We start from the raw sequence: 26,414 nt of genomic DNA on the forward strand, positions 1-26,414 counted from the left end.
CATCATCTTCGACCGCGATGAATGTTGATCACATCGCGCAGCATGGCCGCGGCGGTTGGGATGGGGCCTCGCTCGTCCACTTTGGCGAATTGCACGCCCATGATGTCGGTGTGCCAGACAACGCCCATCTCCCAACCGTTGACGCCGGCCAGAGGATGGGTCAGGGGGAGGCGCGCCGGGTGAACGCTGAGGCGATAGCCGTCGCCCAACGGCAGCGCCACCGCCAGCAGCTTGATCACCTCGCCCTGCGCGCGGGCGCGGCGCAGATCGTCGAGGCCAATACCGCGGATACCGCGCACCTCGACGTCGCGCAGCGCGCAGGGGAATTCCAACACGCTGTTGGCAATAATGGTGAGTTTATTCGCGGTATCCCAACCGTCCACATCGAGCGAGGGATCGGTCTCGGCCACACCCTCCACCTGCGCTTCGTGCAGGGCCTCCGCGTAAGTCTTGCCGGCTTCCATCGCGGTCAGGATGAAGTTGCTGGTGCTGTTGAAAACGCCTTCGATCTTGGTATATCGCACGGCGGTGTGATCGCGCTGCCCGATGTTGACCACGGGCAGGGCGCCGCAGACCGTGGCGCTGAAGGCCAGGCGCTTGCCTTGAGCGGCCGCCGCGGCGCTGAGCTCCTGGTAGGCCAACACCAGCGGCGCCTTGTTGGCGAGCACGGCGTGCCAGCCCTGGCTGAGAGCCAGGCGCAGGCAGTGCAGCGCCGGCTGACCGCTTTGCAGGTTGACGGGCGAGGCTTCCAGCAGGACATCGGCCTTGGCGCGCTTCACCATGTCGGGCGCGGCCAGGCCAGGCTTGCCGCCATAGGGGAAGGCGCCGATGCCGCCGTGCGTCACCTTGTGCTGGAGGAGCAGCGCAGGGTCAATGCCGTGGGCATCGAGCACAGCGCCGGAGCTGTCAGCCGCCGCGGTCAGCTTGATGTGCAGGCCGTAACGCGCGGCAAGAATCTCTTTCTTGTCAAGCAAAAGCGTCAGAAAGCCCCGGCCGACATGGCCGAGGCCGATGAGTGCAACCCGAATCGTCGGCGCCATGGCATGTTCCTGTCTTCGGTGCGTAGATAACAGAAAGAGCAGCGGCAACGCTGCTCTTTTGACGGATGGGTAGGCTCCTCGACTTGGACTCGAACCAAGAACCTTGCGGTTAACAGCCGCTTGCTCTGCCTATTGAGCTATCGAGGAACGACTTGACGGCATTATACTCACATGCCAGGGGCTGTCAAATTTGCGGCGTGTGGCCTTTTTTGGGCGGACGGCCTGCTAACTCCAACGCAGGCGGCGGCCGCCTGAGCGAAGCCTGGCGGGCGTTGCAGGCTTGGGCCTCAGGAGTTCAGGTAGTCGCGCAAGCGGCGGCTGCGCATGGGATGACGAAGCTTACGCAGCGCTTTGGCTTCGATTTGGCGGATGCGTTCACGCGTCACACCGAACTCCAGCCCCACCTCCTCCAGGGTATGGCTATTGCCGTCATTGAGCCCAAAGCGCATCTCCAGCACACGGCGCTCGCGGTCTGTCAGCCCGGTGAGGATGTCGTGCATCTGTTCACGCAACAACTGCCGGTTCGCTTCATCGGCAGGGCCAGGCACCCCGTTGTCCTCGATGAAATCGCCGAGATAGCTGTTCTCGTCGCTCCCCATCGGCGTTTCCAACGACATTGGTTCTTCCGAGACGCGTGAGATGTCGCGCACACGCGCGATGGCGCGCTGCCAGCGCTGCTCAAGGGTAGGTGGTAGGGCGGCGCCAGCGGCCTGCGCCACTTGGATGGCGGCCGCATCCTCGGTCGAGAGGAACTCCATCGCCAGGGCAATTTCCTCTGCGGTGCCCTGGCGCCCAAGCTGCTGCATGAACTGATACTGCAGTCGCGCCTGGCGGTTGATGCTCTCCACGACGTGCACAGGGATGCGTATGGTGCGCGATTGATCCGCAATGGCGCGCGTGATAGCCTGCCGAATCCACCACGTGGCATAGGTGCTGAAACGATAACCAAGCGTCTGATCGTACTTCTCCACGGCGCGCAGCAGGCCAATGTTGCCCTCTTGAATCAGATCGAGAAACGACATGCCGCGGCTCAGATAGCGCTTGGCAACGCTGACTACCAGGCGCAAATTGCCTTGCACCAAATGCCAGCGCGCGGCGTTGCCTGTCTGCACAAGCTTCTCCAGCCGCGGCCGATCGTCGAACGAGCACTGACCCGCGCGCAGACGCGCCGCCGCTTCCACGCCCGCGTGGAGCTCCTCGGCCAGGGATATCTCCTGGGCAGTCGTCAACAACGCATGGTGACTGATCTCATTCAAGTACATGCGCACCGGATCGCCTGCCACCGAAGGATCGCGCGTCTCTTTCAGAATTTGTTCCACCGCGTGGCGCGCCTCCGCCGTCACCTCCGTGGCGAAGGCCTCATCTACCTCAATCTCAAAGGGCGCCCTGTGCGACGCATACGCGCCAGCCTGGTCAGCCGCTCGTGCGCTGTGGAGTATGTGTGTAGGAGCTTCGGCTGGCGCCGGCGGCTGCGCGGCCGGTTCTGGCAGCGCCTGCAGTTTGGTCGGGTGGGCGGTTGGCGGTCGCCCACGCTTTGCCTTTGCGGGCGCGGCCGTAGACTCCGACTCTGAGGCGGGTGGAGAGGGTGGAACGGTTCGGGGAGGTCGGTTCTTCTCTGTCATCGCGGCTAAATCCCTGTCGCGGCTGCGGTGGGGGGAGACGGACGTTGACTGCTCTGTGATAGGAGCGACCGACGGCTCAATGCCACCTGGAGTCTGCCCAATTCCTGGCGCTGCGTCTCGACCAGCAGCCGGTAGTCATTCTCGCTGCTGTTCGCGCCCTCTGCGCCGCCTCCATCGTTGGCCTGTAAGTAACGTAGCTCCTGCAAACGCTGCTGCAAATTCACCTGGCGCAGGCGCAGGACGGCGTTCACCAGGTCGTGCGCGGCTTGATCGGCCGCCAGCGAGGGTCGTGTGGGCAGGCCACGCACGAGATCGGCCAGATAGGATTGTAAAAACGGCGGAACATCTTCTGCCAGGGCGGGCAGCTGCCAGGTCTCCCCCCGTCCCTGCAAATCAGTCAGAACTTGCAGCAAGGTGCGCTGTTCGCTGCGCCCGAAATCGGCATCACGCAATGGCTCGAACCCCAACTCTTGTAGTTGACGATCAGCCTCACCCAACAGACGCGGCTGCAGGAGAACCTGCTGCAGGACGTAGCCTGCCATCCCTTCACTCGGCCTGGGCGCGCTGACCGGCGCAGCCGCCCCGGCGCCCGGATGGCTGACGCGCGGCTGCCGATCGGCGCTGACAGCCAATTTGCTGGCTGCGGCTTGCCGTTCGATCTCGCGCTGGATGGTGCGCTCGTCCACTTGAGTCAGGCGCGCAAGGCGCTGCACGTAGTGTGTACGCTCGATCGGGTCGGCCAGTTCCTGAATGAGCGGCACCAATTCACGCACCACGGTGGCTTTGCCCTTGGCGGTACTCAGATCATTCTCCTGCACCACGACGCCGAACAGAAAATCAACCAGCGGCGCGGCCGCTTTGACCAACGCGTGCCACTGATGCACGTCGTGGCGGATCAGATCATCGGGATCGAATCCCTGGGGTAGGGTCATCACGCGCACATTGACCGCCAGGCGGGCCTCTTGACGCACCATGCCGCTGGCAGTTGGCACGGCGACCGATTCCTTTTCCAGCGCCTGCCGGGCCATGTGGACGCCTCGAATGGTGGCATGACTGCCGGCGTCGTCGGCGTCTAGAGCCAGGATGAACTCGTTGGTGTACCGTTTGAGTTGACGCAGCTGCGTCTCTGTCAGCGCCGTGCCCATCGAAGCAACCACGTTGCGCTCTCCAGCCTGGTGTGCAGCCAGCACATCCATGTACCCTTCCACAATGACCACGTGCCCGGTGTCACGAATTGCGCGCCGCGCCTGGTCAAGCCCATACAGCACGCGACCCTTGTCGAATACCAGGGTCTGCGGCGAGTTCAGGTATTTGGGCGGCGTGTCATCGAAGGCACGCGCGCCGAAGCCGATCACGCGTCCCTGGACGTCGCAGATGGGAATCATCAGACGCTGTCGGAACCGGTCGTAGGTTGAACCACGTTCCTCGTTGTGAATCAACAGCCCGGCGGTCAGTAAGTGATCTGTCGTATAGCCTTGCGCCAAGAAGGTGCGTTTGAGAGCCTCCCAGTCATTCAGCGCGTAGCCGAGCTGAAAGCGAGAGATGGTGTTATCATCCAGACCGCGCCGGCTCACGTAGTCGCGCGCCATCTGCGCAGCCGGCGAGCTGAGCAAGAGGTTGTGGAAATAGGCGGCCGCGGCTTGCAGCACTTGACGCGTCTGCTCACGAACTTGTTCTTCTGGCGATACTTCCTCGCCGCGCGCGGTCAGCTCAATCCCTGCGCGCTGCGCCAGGACTTGTAGAGCTTCGCCAAAGTCGAGTTTCTCCTTCTGCATGATGAAAGAGAAGAGATCACCGCCTGTGCCGCAAGAGCCAAAGCAGTGCCAGCTCTGATTGTCAGGGAAAACCACGAACGAGGGCGTCTTCTCGGTGTGAAATGGGCACAATCCTTTGAAATTGCGCCCAGCCTTCTTCAAGGAAACGTAGGCCGAGATGACGTCCACGATGTCGAGGCGGCCCTTGATGTCGTCTACCACACTCATGCCCAGTACCTCTGCCAGCCGCGCCCTCTTGGATGCCGCGCGTAGGGAGCTTCAACGTCATTATATCGGTGATGACGCAAATCGCCAAGCAATGGGACGTTGCAGACGCCAGGCGCCGCGTAGGTTGTCGCCATCAACGGATCGTACGCATGCCGGCGCCGCTGACGATGCGCTGGCGGCCAGCGTCCAATGCCAGGCCAAACGGCGTCGTGACCAGCGGCGCAGGTTGGCTGCCCAGAAAGCGGCCGTCCGCGCCGGCAAAGCGCTGCAGGCCCGCGCGATCGCTGATGATCAGTTCGCCCGCCCCAGGATCAAACACCAGCGCCTGCGCTCCGGGTAGCGGATGGGCCAACGTCGGTGCAATACTCCCGACAACCGCGCCGGTGAGACCATCGAGCCAGGTGACTTCGCCGTAGTGGGGGCTGCGCCAGAAGAGCACGGCCGTGCGGGAGCCAGCCGCGTCCACGGCCAGCGCCACAGGATGGCCGTAGCCGCCGATCTGCACCCGAGTGACCAGTGCACCGCTGGTCGCATCGAGCAGCGCTACCTCATCGGCGCCCGCGAGGGCCACGAACACACGCTGGCTGCTGGGGTTGACGGCTACCACCCACGGCGCCGGCGCCAGATCAATGCTCTGAACCACCGCCAGCGTCTGCGCGTCCAGCAGGAGCAGGTGATCGGCGCCAGTCTCGGCAACCCACAAACGGGAACCATCCAGGGCCAATCCTCCCAGCCGCGCCAGCGGCGCTGAGACGGCCTGAACCGCGCCTGACTGGGCATCCAGGCGCAGCACGCGTCCTCCTGTGCGCAGGTCAGTCGCTCTCTCTGGCGCGGCCCAGGTGCTGACAAGAACGGCTTGTCCGGCGTCGTCTACAGCCAGGGCGACGATGGCGCCCGGCAGTTCCACCTGCTGCCGCGTCGCGCCGCCGGCATCTTCGATGGTCAGCGTCTGTGCTTGCCCCAGGATACGGCTGCCATCGCGCAGGTTGACAGCAACCGCCGCGTCGCTGAAGGCAGGCTCGTCATTCGCCTGCGCCAGGTCATTGGCGGGGGGCGGTTCCGGCGTGTTGGCGACCGGGGTCATCTGCACTGCGGCCAGGGACTGGCTGCTGGACTCATTGGCCATCAGTGCCGGTTCGGCGTCGGCTTGGCCGACCGGCGCCTGCATGACCAGCGGTATGAAGCTCGGCGTCATCCGTGTGACCTGGAAGGTGTAGTCGCTGTGGCATCCCCCCTGCCCATGCGCCTGCGCCACCTGTACATACACGACGCCGTTCGCCGGCGCGGCCCATTGGATCATGGAGTCAGGCGAAGACGGATCCCAGTTGTCGTTTTCGGCCAGCAGCACGGTCAGGCTTTGGTTCCACAATTCCAGCCGCGTGTCGCCCAGCGCGCCATGCACGTCGGTCTGCAAACGATAGATCGCTCCCTTCTGTACTTCGATGCGCGCCCAGTCTGCGTCGCCGGGGCGATGGAAGTTGTGCAGTTGGGCGTACGGACCGGGAATGAGCGGCGGAGCCTCAGACGGCTGGTTGTCCGGCTCGAACGTATCGGCTTGCGCCGTACATGCGCCTACGGGCGTCGGGGTGGGCGTCGAGGTGCTGGTGCGCGTGGGCGTCGGCGTCGCCGTTGGCCCAGGCGTACGCGTGGGGGTCATGGTGGCCGTTGCGGTGCGGGTCGGTGTGACGCTTGGGGTGGGCGTAAGCGTTGGTGTGGCCGTTGGCGCCGCCGTGCGGGTCGGGGTGAGGTTTGGTGTTGGCGTGCTCGTTGTGCTCGGCGCGGCGGTCGGATAGGGAGTCGGGGTAGCAACCGGGCCTTCGTCCTGCAGAATGGTGACGGTGTCATCGGCGCGGTTAGCGACATAGAGCCGGTTCGTGGCCGGATCGAGGAGAATAGCGCTTGGATCGTTGCCTACCGGCAGCCAATATAGCCAGGCGTCGGCTCCACCCTGGAAGAAGTGGACGGCGCGCTCGTCGGGGCAGACAACGAAGAAGCGCCCGTTGTTGGGATTCGCGGCCACCGCGGTGGGCATGCAATTGAGCGGCACCGTGTTCATGACCTCTGAGTTGACCAGGTTGATCACCGCCACGGAGAAGTCGTCAGGTTCAACCACGTACGCGCGTTGACGCATGACATCTACAGCTACGCTGGCGGGGCCGCCGCTTACGGGAATGAGGAAGCGCAGGAAGCCAACATCGTCATAAAGGCCCACAGTGTTGTCAAGGCGATGAGGAATCAGGAAACTGAGGGCCGGGTCGTTGCGTATGATGGCCATCGGCGCGCTGCCAATGCGCCGAATATCGGTCAGGACGGCGGCAGGGCCGTTTACCATCGCCAACGAATCGTCCCCGTTCCCTACCACCAACACCTGACCGCTGAACACCTGCACGGCCACGGCAATCGGTTGATGGCTGACGCCTACCAGAGCGCCGCCGCTGGTCTCGCCCGTGACGCCTGGCGGCGCATCCAGGGCCACCAGGGAATCGCTCAAACGAGCCGCCACATAGAGGCGTTGGCGGGCCGGGTCATAATCCAGACCCACTGGCCCCGCCGCGCCGTTCAGGCCCAACGTGGCAACGACCTCGTTTGTGTCGAGATTGGCCACGGAGACGTTGCCGCTGAGGCCGTTGGCCACGAAGAGGCGGCGCCCAGCGCTGTCCAACGCCAGGCCCTGCGGCTCCTGACCCACGCGGATGATGCCGAGCACACCGACTGGCGTCGCTGTGGGAGTCGGCGTGGGGGTAATCGTCGGCGTCGGCGTCGGCGTGCGTGTACGCGTCGGTGTACGCGTGGGCGTTGCGGTTGGCGTTGACGTGTTCGTTGGCGTGATTGTCGCGGTTGGCGACGCCGTTGGGCTGTTGGTGGGAGTGAACGATGGTGTTGCACTCGGCGTGACGGTGTTGCTGGCCGTGGGAGTCGGCGTCTCTGTCGGCAGCGGCGTCGCGGTGGCGGTCTGAGTGGCTGTCGGTGTGGCCGTCGGCAGGGGCGTTGCGGTGGGGGTCTGAGTCGCTGTCGGCGTGGCCGTTGGCAGCGGCGTCGCCGTAGGGGTCCGAGTAGCCGTCGGCGTCGCGGTAGGGGTCGGCGTCATCGTTGCCGTGTCGGTGGCTGTCGGCGTTGCCGTTGGCGTTGGCGTCATCGTTGCCGTGTTGGTGGCTGTCGGCGTGTCGGTGGGCGGCGCTGTCGGCGTGAACGATGGGGTGGGGGTGGCCGTGGGCGGCGTTCCCGTAATGACCGGGGTGATCGTTGGCGTTGGCGTCAGTGTGGCGGTTGGGGTGGCCGTGGGCGTGCGCGTGGGGGTCACGGTTGGGGTTGCCGTTGACGTTCGCGTTGGCGTTGCGGTTGGGGTCGGGGTCGGTGTTAGGGTCGCCGTTGGGGTCGCCGTCGGCGTGCGCGAAGGCGTTCCAGTGGCGGTCGGAGTACGGGTGGCCGTGTCAGACGGGGTCACGGTGGGCGTGCTAGAGGCCGTCGGTGTGGGCGTAGGGGTTCCTGTCGGCGTGAAAGTACGTGTGGGCGTTGGCGTCGCCGTGGCGCTTGGGGTACGCGTGGGCGTGCTCGTACTGGTCGCCGTTGGCGTTGGCGTCGAGGTGCTTGTGTTCGTTGGCGTTGCCGTGGCCGTCGAGGTGCTCGTGCGCGTTGGCGTCGGCGTGGGGGTGGCTGTGGGCGCCAGGGTAGGCGTGCGGGTGGGCGTGGCTGTCGGCGCTGCGGTTGGCGTGCGCGTGGGCGTCGCCTGACGAACGATGACTGGCGCCACCTGGTTGTGCGGCGCGATCGTGGTGTTGGAACTGGTTGCGCTCACATCATTGTAATAGGTGCCCCCGCTGCTGGCCGCGTTGGCTTGAAAGCTGATGACCAGGCTGCCGCTGGTGAATGGGCTGGCTTTGTCCAGGCTGCGCACGCTGGTGTACTGCGCATGCGGCGCGCCATTCGCCGCGATCCAATCCCAGGCGCCCCAGCCGCCGCTGGGATCGCTCAACTCAAAGGGAGCAACGGCTTGCACCTCGGCCCAACCTTGCCAATAATCCCGAAACGCGCGCGTGATGTAATCCGCGCGGTTGCTTTCGATGATGATCGGGTAGCCTTCCCACGTATACAAACCGTCGCCGAGCTGGTAACCGGTCTCTGACAAAATCACGTCCACATCTCGGCGGCCCCAACTCGCCAGCGCGTTGAGTTCACGCAGGTAGGTGTCAATGGCCGCCTGCGGTTGCGAGGCCGTGCCGCGGTGCAGGTTGTATTCTGGCGGATGGTTCGACGGGTAGGGATGAGCGCCCCAAACATCGAAAGCCCAGCGCGCGTTCGGCGCAGCATTGAACATCTGGTTGATGAACGTCAGCGGGCTGATGTTGCCGCCAGGCGACAGCGGCCCGTTGATGATGCGAATGCGGCTGTCGCCGATACTGCGAATGGCGCTGGCTGTTTGCTCCAGGAAAGGCGCATATTCGGCGGCATTGGCGCTGCCGCTCCATTCCAGGTTCAGATTCGGCTCATTCCAAATTTGAATGTAGAGTGTAAAACCGTTCCGTCGCGGCAGTCCTGCCACCACACGGCGAAAGGCCTGCGCGGCGCTGCTGTAGTTGCCGGCCCAATCCGCTTGCGGTTCGACCCAGTTCGCACCGTCGTGCGGGCCTTGCAAGCGCAGCAGGACATTCAGGCCGCGATCATAAGCGGCATTGACATAATCAACCCAGCACGAATCTGGTCCGCCGGTATTGTTGGTAACGCCATAGAAGAATTGCTTGGCCAGTGCGTGATACCCCATCAGTTCGCGCGTGCGATCGAGCTGCCACGTGATGTTGCTAATGTTGCAGTTTTCCTGGATGAAGGTGTTGATGCCATAGAAACTGTCGCCGCGCCGCGCCGGCGCCGTCAGCCCATCCCAACTGAGGCTGCGGCCGCTGACGCTGGGGTCTGTGGAGCGAATCAGGACGCCATTGCGATAGATGCGCGTCGTGCCCGTGCGGTAGCTGAAGCCAGCCGGCAAGTAATCTGTCACGCGTACATCGTTGGCAGCCACGTCGCCGGCATTACTCAACGTGATGCTGTAGGTCACGGCGCCCCCTGGCGTTGTTGAACTCGGCGAGACTGTCTTGCTCAGCGTTACGACTGGATAGGGCACGCCAGCATTGACATCTGTTTGGAGTCCCAGGAGCGATGTCGCCAGGAAGAAAAGAATAAGGTTACGCATGGAATCTTCTCATTGATTTGGGTCAGCCTATTATACCACACATTTTGACGTGCTACGCTTACCCGCGCCGCTTTGCACGCCGCCTCTCAGCCAAACGGCGTAGACGATGCTGAATAATCTATCGGATGTGATCAAGCCGCAACGGTGGCACACTATACGGCAAGCGGGCATGAATGGCGCCTGTTTGCTGCGGCGGAGAAGTGGAGTCTATTCCCGCTTGCAGCATCGTATGGACATGTTGATTCAGCGCGACCTTTGACCCTCCTGATGAAGATGCGATGTCCGCTTCCATGATTCTGATGTTATCCCGCGAGTATGGCATATGTTAGACGAACAAACACTCATCATATCGGCGCGTGGCGGTCAGCTTCACGCCTTCAACCAACTGGTGATGGCTTATCAGAGCCTTGCCTACGGTGTGGCGCGGCGAGTGGTAAGCGATCCCGACGTAGCGGCCGATGTCACCCAGGATGCGTTTGTGAAAGCCTACCGTAAGCTCGACCAGTACCGGGGTGGTTCGTTCAAGGCGTGGCTGCTGCGCATTGTCATCAACACCTGTTATGATCGCCTGCGCGCAATGCGCCGACGCCCGTCCACTTCATTGGAAAACCTGCTCGATCAAGCGGATCGCACTTCGATCATGATTGATCCCGCTGAAGGCCCCGAACACTACGTGCTGCGTGTTGAGCTCCGCCATCAGATCGAAGCTGCGATTGCTGATCTGCCTGCCGATCAACGCCTGGTGATTGTTTTGTGCGATGTCGAAGGCTACAACTACCACGAAATCAGCGATTTGGTTGGCATTCCACTCGGCACGGTCAAATCGCGCATTGCCCGTGGTCGCGCGCGCCTGCGTGATCGCCTGGTTCTGCCAGCCTTCAACCTGGCCCCGCAAATGGCCTATTCCTGACGGGGGCAGACCGGCAGCGGCTGCGGCTGCCCGCCGCAACCCGGTTTGCCGTGGCGGAGACGCACATCGGCCCAGCCCAAGTTGGCGGCATCACCGCGCTCTGATCCCCTGCCCTTGCACCACACCTCGCTGCCATTGTTTGGCAACTCTCGGACTTTGGCGTACAATGCACCAATTGAGTTTTGTCGCAAAGGCCTGGTATGACGCCAACGTGGCTGCAATCCCAAACCAATGCCTTCCTGGTTGTTTCGGTAGGTCTGTTAGCTCTGGCGCTCCTGGTCGTTTGGTGGCGTGAGCGCACCCGCCGCTGGGTCTATTTCCTGTTGGCAACGTTCGTGCTGGCTGCGATCTTAACCTGGTCTGCCGGCCAGTTGTTCGAGGTGCCTGACTACCTGGTCGGGTGTCCTAGCCTGTGCCAGGGTTGGCGCGGTTACCCGGCGCCAACCGCCATCAGCACGGCGCACGGCGCGTGGACGCTCAGCCTGCCGGGACTGCTCGTCAATTTCCTGTTTCATTGGCTGCTTCTGCTCGTCTTGGCTGCGATGTGGAGCGCCTTGCAGCAGCAGTGGCAAACGCCTCCAACCGCGGCGCTGCGCAAGACGCTGGTGATGGGATTCGTGCTCGTGAGCCTGTGGGCGCTGATCCCGCGCTATGCCTCGCCGCCAGAGCCGGCCGTGCAAGGTGATCCACAGCGCCTGGCAATCAACGCAAAACGCCTGACCGCGCGTGCGCTTGGCGGCCTGGATTGGCGGATTCAGCGCCTGGCCCTGGAGGATGTGCGGCGGCTGCCGCAGCGCTCTCAGCCAGACGCGCCCGGCCTGCCGTTGTCCGCAGGGCCGGAATGGCGGGTTTGCTTACGTGGATACACTTTTTTCTATGCACCCTGGCGGCGCATCTACGTGGACTTGGATACGACCGGCGCCCTGGCGATTGGCGGCGGCATCTTGCCTCTGACTCAGGAATGTTGGTCGGCGCCATTTCCAAAGTCGCCTTACCCATTCGCTGCGAGACAGCCAGTGCCGTAGGGAGTGCTCATGAGGACTGATTTGTGAAACGACGCGTTTCTTATGACGCCGCGGGCGGTGTGGTCTTGGGGCCGGATGGTCGCATCCTGGTGCTGCATCGCGTCCGCAATAACGAAATCCGCCTGCCCAAAGGACATGTCGAAGCGCGCGAGCTGCTTGAGGACGCCGCGGCCCGCGAAATTCGCGAGGAATCTGGGTACGCTGATTTGCGGTTGATCACAAGCCTGGGCATGCAGGTGGTTGAATTCGATCTCCCAGAGAAGAACCAGCATGTCACACGGCAGGAATTCTATTTTCTCTTTCGACTGGACAGCTTGCGACAGGTCGAGCGTGATCCCCATGAGTTTCAATTCGAGCCTGGCTGGCTCACGCTGGATGAGGCCCTGTCCCAGCTAAACTACGCCACTGAACGAGAATTTGTCCGGCGTGCTCGCGCCTGGCTCGACCGTGGGGATGAGGGGCTGCTGCACTCGACGTGACGACTACGGCGCCTGATTCTCTTTCGCGGTGTTCTCATGATCCTATTTCTGATCGTAACCACCTATGTTTTTTGTGAGGAGAGTTCAACTGTATGAGCGAAATTTCGCAGCTTGAGCCATCGCCGGGTACATCGTCATCAAACCGCACGCTCTGGATCATCCTCGGCGTCGTGGCCCTGTTTCTTTGCTGCTGCTGTTTGGCATTGTTCGCCGCTGGCGGTTTCTTTCTCAATATGGCAAGCCAGGCCAATCTTGATCAAAATCCCACACCCGCAGTTCGCATCACCCTGGTGATCGGCACACCGACGCCGCGCACGCCGCGCCTGACCTCCACGCCGTCGACGCGGGCAACGGCGGCTGTGACTCCGGACGCCACGCCGCTGGAAACGACGCCCCGTCCCCCCGCCAGCGACTCCGGGGCCGGCTCTGAGACGGAGCGCCTGCTGCGAGAAGTCAATGTGCCGCAGCGCGACCTGCGTACATTGTCCATGCAGCTGCGCCCCGGCATTGGTGAGATTCCGCCGACCGTTAATCCAACGCCGCCTTCTTTCAAGGTGGGTGATGTGATCACATTCACCGTGAGCAACGTGGATGATAATCGCCACTTTGAGATTGAGGCCGAGCTGCGCTACCAGACGCCTCACCTCTACATGTGGGTTGAGAAGGGTCAACGGGTAAACCAGGCTGCCTTGAAGCGTTCGGCAGACTTGTTCGAAACCAGCACCTACCCCACCAACCGTGAATTCTTTGGCAGCGAGTGGACGCCCGGCGTTGACAACGATGTGCATCTGCATATTCTGCATGCCACCAATCTCGGCAACAGTATTGCGGGCTATTACTCTTCGGCCGACGAATTCTCACGCCTGGCGCAGCCTTTCTCCAACGAGAAAGAGATGTTCTACATCAACCTGGATAACAACGAGCCGGGTACTGATTTTTACGATGGCACCCTGGCGCACGAGTTCCAGCACATGATTCACTGGTACAACGACCGCAACGAAGAGACATGGGTCAATGAAGGTTCGTCTGAACTCGCCTCGGCGCTCAACAAATTCGATCCAGGCGGTTCCGATGCCGCCTTCATGGCCAATCCGGATACGCAGTTGAATACGTGGGGCTCGCAACCGGGCGCCAACGCACCTCACTATGGCGGCGCCTACCTCTTCATGACCTACTTCCTGGAGCAGTTTGGCGAAGAAATGACGCGCGCGTTGGTGGCGTCGAGCCTGAATGGCATTGCCGGCTTCAACGATGTGCTGGCCAAGAACAACACCGGCACGAACTTCGACGCCGTCTTTGCCGACTGGGTGATCGCTAACCTTCTCGGCGGGGATAACCCGCAAGATGGGCGCTTCGCCTACAAGACGATTGACCCTGGCAGCGTCACCCAAGAAGCGACCTTCCGCCGCTATCCGGCCATCGAAGAAGGCGGCACGGTCTCGCAATATGCCACTGATTACTTTGCGCTGAAGGGCAGCGGCGATGTGACGATTGACTTTACTGGCAACACCCAGGTAGGCCTGGTGGATGCGCAGGCGCACAGTGGGGCCTTTGCCTGGTGGGGCAATCGCACCGATGACAGCGACGCTACATTGACGCACGACTTTGATCTGAAGGGCGTCAAGAACGCGTCGTTGAACTTCTGGACCTGGTACGACCTGGAAGAGGATTTTGACTATGCCTATGTCGAGGCTTCCACCGACGCGGGCAAGACGTGGACCATCCTCACAGGTCGCTACAGCGTCACCACCAATCCCAACGGCAACAGCTTTGGCCCCGCCTTCACCGGCGTCAGCGGCGGCGGTCGCTCACCAGAATGGGTGCAGGAGACTATTGATTTGAGCGCCTATGCCGGGCAGCAGGTGCAAGTGCGTTTCCAGTATATCACCGACGACGCAGTCAACGGGCCTGGTATTCTGCTCGACGATATCAGCATTCCCGAACTCAATTACAGCAGCGATGTCGAGGGCGCCGACGGTGGCTGGGTCAGCCAGGGCTGGTTGCGTACGGACAACATTCTCGCGCAGCGCTGGTTGGTGCAAGTCGTCGAACAGGACCGTCAGGGCGTCAAGGTGTCGGTGATCGAGGTCGGGCCGGATGGCAAGGGCTCGCTTGATGTCTCGGCGATTGGCAACAACGGCAAGATAGCTTACCTGGCTGTCAGCGCTATTGCTCCCGTCACGACGGAGACGGCTACCTATAGCTTCGAGATCCGTAAGCGATAAGGCCTGCCGCAGCGAGTGAAATTCCTGGGAAAACAGCCAAAAAATCTCACGCAGGGTCGCCAAGATGCAAAGTCGCAAAGCGTTTTCTAGCGTCTTTGCACCTTGGCGCCTTGCGTTGAAGCATTCGGCTTTGGCTTGTGCGGGTCAGGCCACGACGATGTCGTCGTCAGGCGGCAGGCTATCGTCACGCTCTGCATCCACCGCCAGGGCCTGCGCCGCCAGGCGTCCCGCATAGCGTTTTTGTTGTCGGGGCCGCCAGCGTTGAGCCTCACCGGCCGCCAGCTTGCGCGCGAAGATCAGATAGCCGGTATGGGCAACCATGCGATCCGCAGGGCGTAAGCGGTCAGGCACTGGTTTGTAGCTGCGCAGCAGCAGCTCCTCCACCGTAATGTCGCTAAAGTCGTGTGTCTGCAAGGCGCGCAGCATCGCTTCGACCTGATTCGTGGTGGGAACCAGGCTGCCGAAGATGCCCCCGGTCTTGAGGGCGGCCGCGGCCCACGGCAGCACCGCCCAGGGTTCCCGCAAGTCGAGGAAACACGCGTCCACGTCACGTTCATCGAAACCGGCTGCGGCCACGTCGCGTTGTTGAAGGGCGACGTAGGGCAGAAGGCCGATGCTATCCAGGTTGCGCCCAGCCAGTGTGAACGTCTCTGGTTTCATCTCATACGTGTAAACATGACCGTCAGGCATCACAGCCCGCGCCAGCGCCAGTGTCAAGCCGCCGCTGCCGGTGCCTGCCTCTACCACGCGACGTCCAGGAAACAGGTTGAGACGCATGACAATGTGCGCCACATCTTTGGGAAAAATGATCTGGGTGACGCGTTTGAGCAGCGAGATCAAGTCGTAAGTTGTTGGCTCCAACATGAGAAGCGGCCGCCCAATGAGTGTCTGTACGGTTTGGCCGAAGGGTTGACCGATCAACGCATCATGGGGAAGGCGTCCACGGTTGGAATGCCAGATCGAGCCTGGTTTGAGACGCACCAGGTAACGCTTTTCGTCTTCGCTCACCAGCAAGACGAGATCACCGGGTTGGGCAAGTGCAGACAATGTGTTTGCTCCGTCGTTAGTCCTGCGTAAAACGAGTCGTGACCGAACATAAAGGCGTGGCATCAAACATGATGCCACGCCTTTGATTGATTGCTGATCGGCCGTTAAGCCAATCGAGCGAATCGGTTAGCGGGCCAGACGGCGGCCCACGGTGATGCTCAGGGCAGTTGCGAACAGGATGACCAGGGCAAACGGCAGCCAGGGCGTGCGCATGGCGTCGCTCTGCAGGCTGCTGAGTTCAACCGCGGTCGGCGTGACCAGGGTGCCTTCGATGATAAAAGGCGCACCCAGCGGAGTCTGCAGGCCAGCATCTACCACAGGCTGCCAGACACCGCCCACCATCTGCTGTGCGTCGCCGGTGGAGGTCTGCCCATCAATCGTGACTGGCGGTTGCCACGGGCCGGTGTAGTTGATGTCGCCGTCCACCTGCCAGTCAATCCAGTAATGGCCGGGCGGCAGGATCACGCCTGCGCTGTTGTCGAGCACAAACACCGGCCGGGTGTAATCGGTTGGCGTGGACTCTTGGCGGCGGTACATGTTGGCCCAGGTCGAGCTGACCAGGCGATTGGTAGCGGTGTCGCCAAATACTATGTTGCTGCCGGTGGCGTTGGGCACACCATCCCATATTTGGTAGTTGACCGCCGTGAATGGGCTGGGTGAGGTTGGCGAATTGCCCATGTAGACATAAAGATGCACCGCAGTCACCTGCCAGCTTGCCGGGCCGGTGATCGTGAAATCATCGGTCATGCGGAAATCACCGCCGAGCGACACATTGAAGCCGCGGCTGGTGAGGCCTACGGTGACATTGCGCGCAATGCTCTCGTCGCTGCCGCCGGGGCCTGTGCCCGGGCTGTTGACCAGGGGACCGTTGTCCCACAGGATCGCGTTGGGGTTGACTGGTTTGTAATTGCCGCCGTAGATCGGCGGTGCGTTGACTCCCCCAAAGGTGGGGCCGTCGTCCGAGGCGGGCGCGCTCGGCTGGGCTGCCGTCAGCGAAGCGCTGAACACAATCAGCAGCAACGCCAGGCTCACGAGCAGCAGATAGTGGGTTGTCTTACGCATTTGCATACCTCCTTGAGTGAACGCAGGGGGAAATTGACGAGTGGACGATATTTTAGCACACGAATGCAAATGTGCCTAGTTGCGTGAATTGCCTTTGCGACTTGCCGCGGCCCGTGTTATCAGGTTCTCCCTTCTCCCAAACAAAACGGGAGATCAGCACCCAGGCTGATCTCCCGCTCTTTCGGTCACAAATTGTTTCGCGCAGCGCCAACTTCATGCCAGCGCCGCGTCCGTCGCTCAGTCAGGATCTGCTTCCACGTCGCCGTGTTCCGAGGCCAGCCCACGCTCAGCCAGGGCGGCTTCCTCGCGGCCCACGTCGTGCCCTTCGCTGCGCACACGCTGGCGGCGCTTCTCGAAGCCGGTGCCGACCGGAATCAGCTTGCCGATGATGACGTTCTCCTTCAGGCCGCGCAGATCGTCCTGCGCGCCGCGCACGGCCGCTTCGGTCAGCACACGGGTAGTCTCTTGGAAGGAGGCCGCGGCCAGGAAGCTCTCGGTGTTCAACGACGCTTTGGTCACACCCAGGAGCACCGTGTCGCCGCGGGCCGCCGTGCGACCACGCTCGATCAAGCGCCGGTTCACCTCGTCGAACTTGAAGCGATCTACCAGTTCACCGGGCAGGAACTCGGTGTCGCCGGTGGCGCGCACGCGCACCTTGCGGATCATCTGGCGCACGACCACCTCGATGTGTTTGTCGTGAATGTTCACACCCTGCGATCGGTACACCTTCTGCACTTCTTCCATCAGGTAGAGCTGGCAGGCCTCGCGACCCTGGATGCGCAGCACTTCCTTGGGGTTCTTGGCGCCTTCGGTCAACTGTTGACCTGATTTCACCACGTCGCCCTTGTCCACACGCAGGCGTGCGCTCGGTGGAATCGGCTGTTCCCAGACGCTGGTCTCTTCGCGTCGCGCTACGGCCAGCCAACCATCTTCGGTTTCTTCGATGAAGACATGGCCGTCCATGCCCGCGGTGATGCTGATCGGCTCGCCGGTCTCTTCGTTGAAGGCCGTCGCTAACGGCGTGTCGGCCTGTACGCGATCGCCATCGGCCACGGTCAGGCGGAAGTGTCGCGGAATCTGGCGTTCCTGCGACAGCAGCTTGGTGTTGGTCACTTTCAGCTTGCGCTGCTCACCTTCCCAGTAGATGTCCACCGTGCCGTCAATCTCGGCAATGACGGCTTCACCCTTGGGCGTGCGCGCTTCGAACAACTCTTCGACGCGCGGTAGACCTTGTGTGATGTCCTCCGTGCCCGCCACACCGCCGGTGTGGAAGGTGCGGAGGGTCAATTGGGTGCCTGGTTCGCCGATGGACTGAGCTGCGATGATGCCAACCGCTTCGCCTTGGCGGATGATGCCGCCGCGGGCCAGGTCGCGTCCATAGCAGGTGGCGCACAGGCCAAAAGTCAGCGTACAAACCAGGGGTGAACGCACATACGCGCGGGCAACTTTCGCCGCCACGATCGCGGCCACGGCCACTTCGTCAATCATCTGGCCTTTTTCGACGATCACCTCGCCGGTCTGCGGGTGCAGGATGTGCCCGGCCGCATAGCGGCCCACCAGGCGTTCGCCGAACGCTTCGCCGATTTGCTTACTCACCGAGGCTTCAATCCAGATGCCGGCGTCGGTGCCGCAGTCGTCCACCGTAATGATGACATCTTGGGCCACGTCAACCAGGCGCCGGGTGAGATAACCCGCATCGGCCGTGCGCAGCGCGGTGTCAGCCAGACCCTTGCGCGCGCCGTGTGTGCTCAAGAAGTATTCCAACGCGGTCAGGCCCTCGCGGAAGTTGGAGCGAATGGGCAGCGGAATGATGCGGCCCGAAGGGTCAGCCATCAAGCCGCGCATACCGGCCAACTGGCGGATAGGCGTCACACCGCCCTTGGTCGCGCCGCTGATCGCCATCGCGCCCAGCCCCTCCAGCGGGTCGAGCTGCGCCTTCACCGCCTGCGTGAGGTCATCGGTGGCGCGTGTCCACAGTTCCACGATGCGGTTGTACTGCTCTTCCTCGGTGATCAAGCCACGGCGGTATTGCCGCTCAGCCTTCTCCACCTCAGACGTGGTGTCCTGAATGATCTGTTGTTTGATTTCCGGCACCTTGATATCGCTCACGGCAATGGTCATGCCGCTGCGCGTGGCGTAGATGAAGCCCAGCTGCTTGATCTTGTCCACCAGGTCGGCTGTCTTCTGCACGCCCAGGCGTTGGTAACAGTCCGCGACCACCGTGTTGACCGAGCCTTTGTCCATCACCTTGTTCACGAACTGGATTTCCCGCGGCAGGTTCATGTTGAACAGGGCGCGGCCGACCGTGGTGTTGATCATGCCGTCCAGACGCGGGGCCTCCGCGGACACGCCGATGCGCAACAGGCGTGCGCGAATTTCCTCGGTGTGGCCCGCCACCGGCGATGGCGCGCCCAGGGCGGCCTGGTGCATCTTCTCAACTACCTCAGCGGCCGTTTTTACGCCGGATGCTTCCAACGCAGCATGAGCCTTTTCGCTGAGGTGCAGGTCGCTGAGCGAGACGTCGCGCAGCCAGTCGTGGTAGCGCAGTCGAATAGGCGCGCGCAGGTCAACTATGCCCAGTTCATAGGCCAGCTTGACCTCGTCCATGTCGCCAAAGGCCTTGCCGTCACCCTTCGCGCCTGGTTTTTCTGTTGTCAGCCAGTACATACCCAGAACCATGTCCTTCGACGGTCCGACGACCGGTTCGCCGCTGGCGGGCTTGAGCAGGTTGTGCGACGACAGCATGAGATCACGCGCCTCGCGCACCGCTTCATCGCTCAGCGGCACGTGCACGGCCATTTGATCGCCGTCGAAGTCGGCGTTGAACGCCGAACAGACCAGCGGGTGAATCTGAATGGCGTTGCCTTCAATGAGCACGACTTCGAAAGCCTGAATGCCCAGGCGGTGCAGGGTGGGCGCGCGGTTGAGCAGCACCGGCCGATCACGCGTGACCTCTTCCAGTACGTCCCATACTTCGGGGCTGAGGCGGTCCACCAACCGCTTGGCGCTCTTGATATTGTGCGCGTAGTTGGCTTCCACCAGCTTGCGCATGACGAAGGGCTTGAACAGCTCCAGCGCCATCTTCTTCGGCAGGCCGCACTGGTGCAGGGCCAGCGTGGGGCCGATCACGATGACCGAGCGGCCAGAGTAGTCTACGCGCTTACCCAGCAAGTTGCGGCGGAAGCGCCCCTGCTTGCCCTTGAGCATGTCGCTCAGGCTCTTCAGCTTACGCTTGCCGCTGCGACTGACCGCGCGGCCGCGACGGCCGTTGTCAATCAGGCTATCCACCGCTTCTTGCAGCATTCGCTTCTCGTTGCGCACAATCACATCAGGCGCGCCCAATTCCAGCAGGCGGCGCAGGCGGTTGTTGCGATTGATCACGCGGCGATACAGGTCGTTCAGGTCGCTGGTGGCAAAGCGTCCGCCATCCAACTGCACCATGGGGCGCAGATCAGGCGGGATGACGGGCAGCACTGTCAGAATCATCCATTCTGGCCGATTGCCCGACTTGCGGAACGATTCGACCACACGCAGACGCTTGGCCGCCTTCTTGCGGCGCTGCTTCGACTTACTAATCCGAATTTCATGCCGCAGTTCCTTGGCCATCTTGTTCAGGTCAATGCGCGCAATGACATCACGAATGGCTTCTGCGCCCATCGCGGCCTCGAACAGACTGCTCCAACGCTCTTGAAGTTCTCGATAGCGCGTTTCGGTCAGCAGATCGAGTTCTTTGATGCTCTTGATCTCAGCCACGTCCGCGTCATGGGTGACGCGCAGTTTTTCCTTCTCGCGTTCCACGTCGCGACGCTGACTCTCGCTTTTTTCAGCCACTTCATGGCGGAAGCGGTCGCGTCGCGACGCCGCCTGCAAACCAATCTGCGCCTTGTCTTGGTTGCCAGACTCCTGCAGCTCGCTCAAACGCTTCTGCATGCTGTCATTCAGCCGCGTCAACGACTGACGGTCAATGGTCTCACCGGCGGCAATCAAAGGATCGCTGAGCCAGGGCAGCTGCACCGCCGCGGCCGCCACTTTGCCAATCTGGCCTTCCAGTTGGCGCTGAATTTGGCCGGCCGTGCTCATGGCCTCATTCGTCTTGCGCGACATTTCGTCATCCACATCGCCCACGCGTCGCGCTTCTTCTCCGTCGAGGCGGGCCAGGGCATCGGCCAGGCGGTGTTCGTAGTCGGCCAGCTTTGTCTGCAGGTCATTTTCCATGCGCTGCAGCTTGAGATTCAGATCTCGGTCGCGGCGCTGAACCATGCGCGCGCGCGCCTCTTCATCTACGTGCGTAATGATAAACTGCGCAAAGTAGAGCACGCGCTCCAGGTTGCGCGGCGAGATGTTCAGCAGGAGACCCAGGCGGCTGGGAACCCCCTTGACATACCAGATATGGCTCACTGGCGAAGCCAGCTCGATGTGCCCCATACGCTCGCGACGCACACGGCTGGGCAGCACTTCGACGCCGCACTTATCGCACTTGATGCCCTTATAGCGTACGCGTTTATACTTGCCGCAGTAACATTCCCAGTCCTTCGTCGGCCCAAAAATCTTCTCGCAGAACAAACCATCACGTTCGGGCCGCAGCGTCCGGTAGTTGATCGTCTCTGGCTTCAGAACTTCCCCATGTGACCAGGAGCGAATCTGCTCCGGCGACGCCAGACTGATCCGAATCGCATCAAAATCGTTAACTTCCACGGTTTCCCCCTATCGAAATGCGGAACGATGAACGCCGCGTGCGAAGCTAATCGCTCAGCGCGCGGCCTTCAGCATTTCTTAGTCGCGTCCGGCCATTGGCCCTGGCAAACTCAGGCTGAATCCCAGCTTGGGCAGACGCTCGTCAGTGTCTTCCTTACCAAACTGGATGACCTCGTCCTTCTCGTTGATGACTTCAACCGCCAGACCAAGGGATTGCAGCTCTTTCACCAGCACGCGGAACGATTCCGGAACGCCTGGCGCGGCAATTGGCTCGCCCTTGACGATGGATTCATACGTCTTGACGCGCCCGGTCACGTCGTCAGACTTGACTGTGAGCATTTCCTGCAAGATGTGGGCCGCGCCGTAGGCTTCCAGCGCCCACACTTCCATTTCACCAAATCGCTGACCGCCGAACTGCGCCTTGCCGCCCAACGGCTGCTGGGTCACCAGGGAGTATGGACCGGTGGAGCGAGCATGGACTTTGTCTTCAACCAGGTGCGCCAACTTGAGCATGTAGATGATGCCTACCGTCACTGGGCGGTCGAAGCGTTCACCCGTGCGACCGTCGCGCACCACCAGTTTACCGGTCGTCGGTACGGGCCAGCCAACTTTGAGGCTGATCTTCTCCGCGGCTTCAAGCAGCGCCAGGTCGTTCAAGGCCAGGGTCTCCTGAACGGCGTCTGGATCGTAGTACTTGATCCATTCGTGCAAACAGGTGTCAATGGCCAGGCTGTCTGCACGGTCGCGATCCTCGCGATGATACGGAATATCTTCGAACACCAGCATCGCGTCGGGATCATAACCGCGATCCACCAGCCATTCGCGCAGGTTGGCGCGACGGGCATACGTTCGATCCCGGAAGATCTGTTCAGGGTCGTAGCCGCGGTTCGATAGAAAATCAATCAGGAAGCGCGTGCGGGCATCGGCGTCATCTTCGATTTCTTCCGCCGGAATGCCCTGCGCGGCGACCCATGGCCACGCGCTCTGCGATGCATCGCGCCAGGCCAGGTCAATCAACCACGCGCGTGCCAGTTCGGCTTCGATCTCGCGCTCTTTTGCGCCGTCGAACACGGGCGTATTGGTGCGGAAGCCCAGCCGTTCAGCCGCGTAGCCCAGGTGTGTTTCAAGCACCTGTCCAATGTTCATACGTGCAGGCACGCCCAGTGGGTTGAGAATGATGTCCACTGGCGTGCCATCTTCGAGATACGGCATGTCTTCCACCGGCACGATCTTGGAGATGACGCCCTTGTTGCCATGACGGCCGGCCATCTTGTCGCCTTCCATGATCTTGCGGCGCTGCGCCACGCTGACGCGCACCATCTTCTCCACGCCGGCCGGCAGATCGCGGTAGTCATCGCGGCCAAAGACCTTGATGTCCACAATTTTGCCTTTTTCACCGTGCGGCAAACGCAGCGAAGAGTCCTTGACTTCGCGCGCCTTTTCGCCAAAGATCGCGCGCAGTAGTTTCTCCTCTGGGGTCAACTCAGTTTCGCCCTTAGGCGTGATCTTGCCAACCAGGATGTCGCCAGGCCCAACTTCCGCGCCGATGCGAATCACGCCTTCTTCGTCCAGATCTTTCAAGGCGTCTTCGCCCACGTTGGGGATGTCGCGGGTAATTTCTTCAGGCCCCAGTTTCGTGTCGCGCGCTTCCACTTCGTGTTTTTCAATGTGAATGGAGCTGTACTTGTCTTCCATCACCATGCGTTCGCTGATCAGGATGGCGTCTTCATAGTTGCCGCCGTCCCAACTCATGAAAGCCACCAGCACGTTTTGGCCCAGGGCCAATTCACCGACCTCGGTGGAACTGGAATCGGCCAAGACCGTGCCCTTGCGCACCCATTGGCCCTTGCGCACAACCGGCCGCTGATCAATGCAGGTAGACTGATTGGAGCGGTTGAACTTGCGCAGCGAATAGACGCGACGGGAGCCGTCTTCCTCCAGGATCGTTACATCACGCCCGGTGACGCTGGCAACCTCACCCGGCGCGCGCGCAACTACAACCTGGCCGGAGTCCACGGCAGCCTGGTATTCCATGCCCGTGCCCACAATCGGCGCTTCTGGGCGCAGCAGCGGCACGGCCTGGCGCTGCATATTCGATCCCATCAGGGCGCGGTTGGCGTCATCGTGTTCGAGGAACGGAATCAACGCCGCGGACACACTGACGCTCTGCTTGGGCGACACGTCCATCAGTTCAATGCGTTCTGGCGTTTCGAACAAGAAGTCCTTGCTGTGGCGCGCAGACGCACGCGGGTTTTGAAACTCGCCGCGACTGTTCAGCGCCGCGCTGGCCTGCGCAATGGAGGAATCCTCTTCCTCATCCGCCGTGGCGTACATGACCTCAGTCGTCGCGTGTGTCTTGACGCGCACTTCCGGGTAGGCGTCGCTGTAGGTGGCGATCAATTCGGCCAGCTCTTGGCTAATTTCCGTCTCCGGTTCGGCGATCACCTCTTTGCTCGTCGGATCCACCAATCGTTCGCGCAACGTGCGGCCCACCAGGCGGTCTGCGCTGTTGAGCACGCTGCTGATTACCCGGCGGTAAGGCGTCTCGATGAAGCCATACTCGTTGACGCGGGCGAACGTTGCCATCGAACCAATCAACCCGATGTTGGGTCCCTCTGGCGTTTCGATGGGACAGATGCGGCCATAGTGGCTGTGGTGCACGTCGCGCACGTCGAAACCGGCGCGCTCACGGCGTAGTCCACCGGGCCCCAGGGCGCTCAGGCGGCGCTTGTGCGTCAATTCAGCCAGCGGGTTGGTCTGATCCATGAACTGGCTGAGCTGGCTGCCGCCAAAAAACTCACGCGTCGCAGCCACCACCGGCCGGATGTTGACCAGAGCCAGGGGGGTGATCTGCTCCGGGTCGCGCGTGCTCATGCGCTCGCGCACCACCCGCTCCATGCGCAGCAGGCCGATGCGCAGCTGATTCTGAATCAGCTCGCCAACCGTTTTTACGCGCCGATTGCCCAGGTGATCAATATCGTCTTCAGCATACACCCCGTTGTTGACCTGGATGATCCGCTTGATCACGGCCACCAGGTCTTCTTTGGTCAGGATGCGGGTTGCCAACGGCACATGCGTTTCGGCGCCCAGGCGCTTGTTAAGCTTATAGCGCCCCACTTTGCCCAGGTCATAGCGCCGCGGCACAAACAGCAGGTTCTGCATAAAACTGCGCGCATTCTCTTCGGTTGGCGGATCGCCGGGGCGCAGTTTCTTGTAGAATTCCAGCAGCGCATCGCGCACACCTTTGTCTGCATCTGCCCGATTTGGCGTCGAGGTTGGATCGCGTTCCAGGGTGGCGTTGATGTACGGATGATCGGGCACCGTGTCCACATCTTGGAACAGTTCATAGATTTCTTCATCGCTGCCAAAGCCAATGGAGCGCAGCAGAATCGTTACCGGCAGCTTGCGCTTGCGGTCAACCTTAACCGAAATCACATCGCGCTTGCTGGTTTCGAATTCGAGCCAGGCGCCGCGGCTAGGAATCAGTTTGGCCGCACACAGCTCGCGCCCGGTGGTGCGGTCTTCATCCACCTTGAAATAGACGCCGGGTGAGCGAATAAGCTGGCTCACCACCACGCGCTCCGCGCCGTTGATGACAAAGGTGCCATTTTCGGTCATGAGCGGGAAATCGCCCATGAAAACGTCCTGTTCAGGAATCTCCCCCGTCGCTTTATTGATCAGACGCACCTTGACCCACAGCGGGGCCGAGAAGGTCATGTCGCGATCACGACAGTCTTTTTCTGAATACTTTGGTTCACCAAACCAGAAATCACCAAAATGCAACTCTAATTGCTTATTGAAACTGACAATCGGCGAAATCTCTTCGAGTAATTCGCGTAATCCCTCTGACTTGAACCATTCAAACGCTTCCAACTGGACTTCAATCAACGGTGGAAGGGGATGAACATCATGGATGCGACCATAGTTCTTGCGAAAAGCCGGTGTGCTCTGGCGACCAGTGGCGAAGTTCGTCATGCGCTCTCCACTCCTTAACTCAGGCTTGCAGCAACCGATGCAACGGTTGTGCAATCGGTCAATCAATTAGCAGGATATTCGGGAGGCAATACTGGCCTGCTTTTGTCCTTGATATTGCCCACTTAACAACAAATAACCCATCTTGCGGATAGGTCTTCGTGACCCAATTCCTCCGCGGATGGGTTTCTCTTGACAACCATGTCAGCAAATAGGTCATGGACAACGTGCAGGTACATCACGTGCAAGCTGCAATTGTAACACGAACGACGCGCTGTGTCAAAAATGGCGCACATCCTGCGCATCCTGCACAGCAATCAACCCGCAAGGCAATCGGCGATCAGCGCCGACACATCGCCGCCGCCGTTGCCCGGGCGCAGCCAAACCAGGAACTCGATATTGCCAGCCGGCCCCGTGATGGGCGAGCGCATCAGCCCCAGAATGTCCAACCGTTGGCTCTGCGCCCAGGTCAAAGTCTGTTCAAGCACGGCGTGGTGGACGCGCGGATCTCGGACGACGCCTCCCTTACCCACCTGCTGCCTGCCGGCCTCGAACTGCGGCTTGACCAACGCGATCACGCTGCCGTGCGGAACCTTGAGCCAGGGCAAGACGGCAGGGATGACGAGGTTGAGGCCAATGAAAGAGACGTCAATCGTGACCAAATCCACCAGGCCGGCGCCCGGCAGTTCGGTCAGGTAGCGCACATTGGTGCGCTCCAACACGGTGACGCGCGCATCCTGGCGCAGTTTCCAAGCCAATTGCCCATAACCGACGTCAATCGCGGTCACGTGCGCGGCCCCTCGCTGCAGCAAGCAGTCGGTAAAGCCGCCGGTCGAGGCGCCCACGTCAGCGCAGGTCATCCCGTGCACATCAACGCCGAACTGATCGAGCGCCGCCGCCAGTTTTGCGCCGCCGCGACTCACGAAGGCCGGTCCTTGCTGCACAGTCACGCGCGCGGTCGTTGGCACCAGGACGCCAGCCTTATCGCTGACGCTGCCGTCAACCAATACTTGTCCGGCCAGAATCAGCCCACGCGCCTGTGTGCGGTTGACGGCCAGGCCCGCTTCGACCAGCAGACTGTCCAAACGCTGCTTACTCACGCACTTTCATCTCGCTTCAGGGGGAAATGATGCGGCAAAAAAAGATAGCGCTGCGCCAGGTTGGGCTGCC

General features: G+C 61.6%; 13 protein-coding genes and 1 tRNA gene. 4 read left to right on the forward strand and 10 right to left on the reverse strand.

The window, feature by feature from the left end:
* Positions 1–2: 2 nt before the first annotated feature.
* From ACPQ6D_RS11575 to ACPQ6D_RS11595, 5 genes are all read right to left on the reverse strand, one after another.
* Complete coding sequence (locus ACPQ6D_RS11575; RefSeq protein WP_423224479.1) at positions 3–1,040, reverse strand: homoserine dehydrogenase; 1,038 nt, start codon at positions 1,038–1,040, stop codon at positions 3–5.
* Positions 1,041–1,114: 74 nt separating this feature from the next.
* Positions 1,115–1,187, reverse strand: a tRNA-Asn gene (locus ACPQ6D_RS11580).
* A 140-nt stretch (positions 1,188–1,327) separates the two neighbouring features.
* Entirely contained in the window at positions 1,328–2,662 is a 1,335-nt protein-coding gene (locus ACPQ6D_RS11585) for a sigma-70 family RNA polymerase sigma factor (RefSeq protein ID WP_423224480.1), read from the reverse strand.
* 5 nt (positions 2,663–2,667) lie between these two features.
* Entirely contained in the window at positions 2,668–4,644 is a 1,977-nt protein-coding gene (dnaG, locus tag ACPQ6D_RS11590; RefSeq protein WP_423224481.1) for a DNA primase, read from the reverse strand.
* Positions 4,645–4,777: 133 nt separating this feature from the next.
* Positions 4,778–9,829: a hypothetical protein gene (locus ACPQ6D_RS11595; protein ID WP_423224482.1), complete on the reverse strand. Its 5,052-nt coding sequence runs from the start codon at positions 9,827–9,829 to the stop codon at positions 4,778–4,780.
* 322 nt (positions 9,830–10,151) lie between these two features.
* Between ACPQ6D_RS11595 and ACPQ6D_RS11600 the strand changes: the two genes are divergently transcribed.
* The 4 genes from ACPQ6D_RS11600 to ACPQ6D_RS11615 all read left to right on the forward strand — a co-directional run bounded on the left by ACPQ6D_RS11600 (position 10,152) and on the right by ACPQ6D_RS11615 (position 14,468).
* Positions 10,152–10,739: an RNA polymerase sigma factor gene (locus ACPQ6D_RS11600; protein ID WP_423224483.1), complete on the forward strand. Its 588-nt coding sequence runs from the start codon at positions 10,152–10,154 to the stop codon at positions 10,737–10,739.
* Positions 10,740–10,939: 200 nt separating this feature from the next.
* Positions 10,940–11,764 (forward strand): hypothetical protein, encoded by an 825-nt coding sequence (locus ACPQ6D_RS11605; RefSeq protein WP_423224484.1) that lies wholly within the window; start codon positions 10,940–10,942, stop codon positions 11,762–11,764.
* 23 nt (positions 11,765–11,787) lie between these two features.
* Positions 11,788–12,243 (forward strand): NUDIX domain-containing protein, encoded by a 456-nt coding sequence (locus ACPQ6D_RS11610; protein WP_423224485.1) that lies wholly within the window; start codon positions 11,788–11,790, stop codon positions 12,241–12,243.
* Between the two features lie 92 nt (positions 12,244–12,335).
* A complete protein-coding gene (locus ACPQ6D_RS11615) occupies positions 12,336–14,468 on the forward strand; it encodes a choice-of-anchor J domain-containing protein (RefSeq protein WP_423224486.1) in 2,133 nt (710 codons plus the stop codon).
* A gap of 144 nt (positions 14,469–14,612) precedes the next feature.
* Here ACPQ6D_RS11615 and ACPQ6D_RS11620 read toward each other — a convergent pair whose 3' ends face one another.
* The 5 genes from ACPQ6D_RS11620 to ACPQ6D_RS11640 form a co-directional block, all read right to left on the reverse strand.
* A complete protein-coding gene (locus tag ACPQ6D_RS11620; protein ID WP_423224487.1) occupies positions 14,613–15,515 on the reverse strand; it encodes a tRNA (adenine-N1)-methyltransferase in 903 nt (300 codons plus the stop codon).
* 126 nt (positions 15,516–15,641) lie between these two features.
* Positions 15,642–16,577 carry a hypothetical protein gene (locus tag ACPQ6D_RS11625; protein WP_423224488.1) on the reverse strand — a complete coding sequence of 312 codons (936 nt, stop codon included), beginning with the start codon at positions 16,575–16,577 and terminating at the stop codon, positions 15,642–15,644.
* A gap of 237 nt (positions 16,578–16,814) precedes the next feature.
* Entirely contained in the window at positions 16,815–21,272 is a 4,458-nt protein-coding gene (rpoC, locus tag ACPQ6D_RS11630) for a DNA-directed RNA polymerase subunit beta' (RefSeq protein WP_423224489.1), read from the reverse strand.
* 78 nt (positions 21,273–21,350) lie between these two features.
* Positions 21,351–25,247, reverse strand: a complete 3,897-nt coding sequence (locus tag ACPQ6D_RS11635) for a DNA-directed RNA polymerase subunit beta (RefSeq protein ID WP_423224490.1) — start codon at positions 25,245–25,247, stop codon at positions 21,351–21,353.
* Between the two features lie 314 nt (positions 25,248–25,561).
* Positions 25,562–26,344, reverse strand: coding sequence for a TlyA family RNA methyltransferase (locus ACPQ6D_RS11640; protein WP_423224491.1), 783 nt, complete (start codon positions 26,342–26,344; stop codon positions 25,562–25,564).
* Between the last annotated feature and the right edge of the window lie 70 nt (positions 26,345–26,414).

This window comes from Candidatus Amarolinea aalborgensis (assembly GCF_900491745.1).
GTDB lineage: Bacteria > Chloroflexota > Anaerolineae > SSC4 > Amarolineaceae > Amarolinea > Amarolinea aalborgensis.

Excerpts from the sequence above, each read along its gene's own strand:
- ACPQ6D_RS11575 (WP_423224479.1), bottom strand. The coding sequence starts at position 1,040 with ATGGCGCCGACGATTCGGGTTGCACTCATCGGCCTCGGCCATGTCGGC.
- ACPQ6D_RS11585 (WP_423224480.1), bottom strand. The coding sequence starts at position 2,662 with ATGACAGAGAAGAACCGACCTCCCCGAACCGTTCCACCCTCTCCACCC.
- dnaG (WP_423224481.1), bottom strand. The coding sequence starts at position 4,644 with ATGAGTGTGGTAGACGACATCAAGGGCCGCCTCGACATCGTGGACGTC.
- ACPQ6D_RS11595 (WP_423224482.1), bottom strand. The coding sequence starts at position 9,829 with ATGCGTAACCTTATTCTTTTCTTCCTGGCGACATCGCTCCTGGGACTC.
- ACPQ6D_RS11600 (WP_423224483.1), top strand. The coding sequence starts at position 10,152 with ATGTTAGACGAACAAACACTCATCATATCGGCGCGTGGCGGTCAGCTT.
- ACPQ6D_RS11605 (WP_423224484.1), top strand. The coding sequence starts at position 10,940 with ATGACGCCAACGTGGCTGCAATCCCAAACCAATGCCTTCCTGGTTGTT.
- ACPQ6D_RS11615 (WP_423224486.1), top strand. The coding sequence starts at position 12,336 with ATGAGCGAAATTTCGCAGCTTGAGCCATCGCCGGGTACATCGTCATCA.
- ACPQ6D_RS11625 (WP_423224488.1), bottom strand. The coding sequence starts at position 16,577 with ATGCGTAAGACAACCCACTATCTGCTGCTCGTGAGCCTGGCGTTGCTG.
- ACPQ6D_RS11635 (WP_423224490.1), bottom strand. The coding sequence starts at position 25,247 with ATGACGAACTTCGCCACTGGTCGCCAGAGCACACCGGCTTTTCGCAAG.